At 66.1% G+C, this 4,006-nt stretch carries 4 protein-coding genes; 2 read left to right on the top strand and 2 right to left on the bottom strand.

The features are described 5' to 3' along the window. Nucleotides 1-711 (top strand): response regulator (locus tag ACFDSW_RS15700; RefSeq protein WP_375251203.1); only part of this gene is annotated, 711 nt, incomplete at its 5' end. Between the two features lie 3 nt (nucleotides 712-714). Here the strand turns inward: ACFDSW_RS15700 and ACFDSW_RS15705 are convergent. Together ACFDSW_RS15705 and ACFDSW_RS15710 are read right to left on the bottom strand one after the other, a co-directional pair. Next, nucleotides 715-2,028 carry a methyl-accepting chemotaxis protein gene (locus ACFDSW_RS15705; RefSeq protein WP_375251204.1) on the bottom strand — a complete coding sequence of 438 codons (1,314 nt, stop codon included), beginning with the start codon at nucleotides 2,026-2,028 and terminating at the stop codon, nucleotides 715-717. A 120-nt stretch (nucleotides 2,029-2,148) separates the two neighbouring features. Beyond that, a complete protein-coding gene (locus tag ACFDSW_RS15710) occupies nucleotides 2,149-3,303 on the bottom strand; it encodes an acyl-CoA dehydrogenase family protein (protein WP_375251205.1) in 1,155 nt (384 codons plus the stop codon). Between the two features lie 202 nt (nucleotides 3,304-3,505). Here ACFDSW_RS15710 and ACFDSW_RS15715 point away from each other — a divergent pair. After that, a partial coding sequence (locus tag ACFDSW_RS15715) for a fumarylacetoacetate hydrolase family protein (protein WP_375251206.1) occupies nucleotides 3,506-4,006 on the top strand: 501 nt, incomplete at its 3' end.

Consider the following 4,006-nt stretch of genomic DNA (forward strand, 5'->3'; position numbering starts at 1 on the left):
GAGACCGCCAACAAGTGGCTCGACGAGCGCGCCGCCCGCGCCCGCGACTTGCCCGCCGGCCAGTATCTCGCGCTCTGCGTCACCGATACCGGCATCGGCATGCCGCCCGAGGTGCAGCAGCGCGCGTTCGACCCTTTCTATACCACCAAGCCGCTGGGGGAGGGGACCGGGCTGGGCCTGTCGATGATCTATGGCTTCGCCCGGCAATCAGGCGGTCAGGTGCGGATCTATAGCGAGGTCGGGCTGGGTACGACGCTGTGCATATACCTGCCGCGTCACTACGGCACCGCGCACCTGGACGAGGAGCCGATGCCGCTGATCGACCGCGAACCGCACCGGCGCGACCTGCCCACCGTCTTGATCGTCGACGATGAGCCGACCATCCGCATGCTGGCGGTCGAGGTGCTGACCGAACTGGGCTATATAGTCATGGAGGCGGGGGACGGCGCCGCGGCGCTGCGCATGCTCAGCAGCGGCGTGCGGCCCGACCTGCTCGTCACCGACGTCGGCCTGCCGGGGCAGATGAACGGCCGTCAGGTCGCCGATGCCGCGCTGGCATTGATGCCCGAGCTGCGAGTCCTGTTCATCACCGGCTATGCCGAGAATGCGGTGATCGGCAACGGCCAGCTTGCGCCGAACATGGCATTGCTGACGAAGCCGTTCGCGATGGACGCGCTGGCGTCGAAAGTGCGCGAGATCGTCGCGCAATAGCGGTCAGGCCGCGCGCAGCACCGCCAGAAAATCGCTCAGGCTGGCTTCCACCTTCTGCGCGCGTTCCGCCAGCGTCTCGGCGACCGACCGCATTGTTATCGAATCCTGTGATGCCGCCTGCGCGCCCGACACGATCGTGCCCAGGCTCGCGTCGACCTCGTTCGCGGCGGTACTGGCATCCTGAACGCTGTCGCTGATCGCGCGCGCGGCGGCGCCCTGCTGACGGACCGCGTCCATCACGCTGAACGACAGCGCATCGATCGCGCCGACCGCCGCGGCGAGCGCGTGGTGCCCGGTGGCCGTATGCGCGATCGCGTTGCGGATGCGATCGACATCCTCCGCGATCCCGCCCGCCGCGCGGCGGGTCTGATCCGCCAGCAGCTTCACTTCCTGCGCGACCGCCGAAAAGCCTTTGCCCGCCGCTCCCGCATGCGCCGCCTCGATCGTCGCATTCAGCGACAGCATCGTCGTCTGGCGCGCGATGGTGTCGATAATCACGCTGATCGATCCGATCGATTCGGCGGCCTGGGCCAGTTTGGCCACGTGCGTCGCGCCATCATCCGCCTGCGTCACGGCGTGGCGGGTGGCGTCCTGTGCTGCGGTCAGGTGACGCTCCACCGCATCGAACGCGCTGGTCAGCAGCTGCCCGCGATCCGCGGCATCGTGCAGGCCGCGCGCCGTCTGTCCGACCGCGGCGGCGACGCCGGCGCTATGGCTGCCGATCGCGGTGGCGCGCTGCTCCATCCGCTGCGATGCGCTGGCCAGTTGTGCCGACACCTGCGCCAGTCCTTCGATCATCGCGCCGGCCTGCTGCTGGAAATGACGGCTTTCCCGCGCGATCCGGTCCGCACGCTGGCTGCGAGCGGCGGTTTCCGCTGCGTCGCGCCGCGCCGCGATCGTCAGCAGCGTGCGTTGGTCGGTGGTGCCCCGGTAGCGGCCCTCGCTGGTGAGGATCAGCCCTTCCGCATTGGGGAGGGTGGTCCACGCCGCCAGCGCCGCTGGCGTGGGTGCGCCGATCGCGATCATCGGGCAGGGTGACAGCAGATCGCCGACCGTCATCGCCAGGCTGCGGTTGCACATCAGCGCATAACCGAACGGGCTGAACAGCAGGCCCCGGATGTCGCGTTCGACCAGCGCCCCCACCGGATGGTCGTCGGCATCGACGACAGCGATCAGCCGCAATGTCGGGACGTCGCGCAACATCGCGACCGCCTCGGTCAGCGCGGCATCGGCGCGCAGGACGTGCCGGTCGGTGATCCACGTCGCCGCGACCACGTCTCGCTCGATCAACCTGTCGTCCGATGTGCCGCGCCCCATGGGTTCCCCGTCCGTTTCCCGGGGATGGCCCTAGGGCGTGGCGGTAAATTACAACTTTCCCGCTGATGACAGCGCGATGACAGCGACGGTTTTTGCCGTCGCCGTTGATCCGCTTCCGTTCTACAGCTTTCGCGAGATCACTTCCTTCATGATCTCGTTGGTGCCGCCATAGATCCGGCTGACGCGCGCGCCGCGCCACGCGCGGGCGATCGGATATTCGTTCATATAGCCCGCGCCGCCATGAAGCTGCAGGCATTTGTCCATCACTTCCCACTGCAGATCGGTGTGCCACAGCTTCGCCGCGGCGCCTTCCTCGTTGGTCAGCTCGCCCGCCAGATGGCGCTTGATCGCCCAGTCGAGATGCGCCCAGCCGACCTGCAGCTTCGCCTTCAGATCGGCGAGCACGAACTTGGTGTTCTGGAAATCGAACACATGGCCCTTGAATGCCTTGCGCTCCTTGGTGAACGCCACGGTGTCATCGAACGCCTTTTGCGAGGATGCCATCACCGACACGGCGATCGACAGGCGCTCCTGCGGCAACTGGCTCATCAGATAGACGAAGCCCATGCCCTCTTCACCGAGACAATTGGTGATCGGCACGCGCACGTCTTCGAAGAACAACTCCGACGTGTCCGCCGCGTCCTGACCGATCTTGTCGAGCTTGCGCCCCTTGCTGAAACCGTCGCGATCGCTCTCGACCAGGATGATCGACATGCCCTTCCACGCCGGCTGCGCATCGGGATCGGTCTTGGCGACCACCAATGTCAGGTCGGTGTTCTGGCCGTTGGTGATATAGGTCTTCGATCCGTTGATGACATAATGGTTGCCATCCTTCTTCGCGGTGGTGCGGATCGCCTGAAGATCGCTGCCGGTGCCGGGTTCGGTCATCGCGATCGCGGTGATCACGTCCCCCGATACCATTTTCGGCAGCCATTCCTTCTTCTGCTCCTCGGAGCCGTAATGCTCCATATAGCCGGCGACGATGTCCGACTGCAGCGAGAAGCCCGCCGGTACGCCGGCATAGGCCATTTCCTCATCGACGATCGCGTTATAGCCGAAGTCCAGCCCCAGCCCGCCATAGGCCTCGGGGACGGTGGGGCACAGCATCCCGATCTCGCCGGCCTGCTGCCAGAAAGCCTTCGGGACGAGGCGCTCTTTCTCCCATTTGTCGACGTGCGGGACGCCTTCCTTGGCGAGGAAGCTGCGTACCGTCTGGCGGAACGCCTCATGATCGTCGGTATAGGCGAAGCGGCCGGCGACGGTATCGAGCGACATTGGATCATCCCCTTCGGAATCTATGCCCACATTAGTCGCGAGCGCCGCCGTCCCGGTCAAGTAACTTTTGTTATGGTGCTCCGCCTGCCGGGGGCGGCGCTAGCGGCGGCGTTGATCGAAGCGGCGTCGGGGGCGATCGGCCTTGACGCTTTTCCGTCGAGGGTAACCGCGCTACGCCCTTGCGCGAAGGAGATCGTTGCACATGAAACTGGCCAGTCTGAAACAGGGGCGCGACGGCAAGCTGGTCGTCGTATCGGACGATCTCGCCTGGTATGCGGATGCGGCGCATATCTGCCCCACGCTGCAGGCGGCGCTGGACGATTGGGATCGCGTCGCGCCCGATCTGGAGCTGCTTGCGATCGATCTGCGCAACGAGGCGATCCCGCGCACGCGCTTCCATGAGCATGACGCTGCCGCGCCGCTGCCCCGCGCCTATCAATGGGCGGATGGCTCGGCCTATGTGAACCATGTCGCGCTGGTGCGGCAGGCGCGTGGCGCGGCCATGCCGGATACCTTCTGGCACGATCCTTTGATGTATCAGGGTGGTTCGGACGGCTTCCTGGCGCCGCGCGACGATATTCCGCTGGCAGACGACAGCTGGGGCTGCGACCTGGAAGCGGAAGTAGTCGTCGTGACCGGCGACGTGCCGCAGGGCGCCTCTCGAGAACAGGCGCTGGCGGCGATCCGGTTGGTCGGTCTGACC

It is taken from the genome of Sphingomonas sp., assembly GCF_042091075.1.
In the GTDB taxonomy this organism is placed as follows: Bacteria; Pseudomonadota; Alphaproteobacteria; order Sphingomonadales; family Sphingomonadaceae; genus Sphingomonas.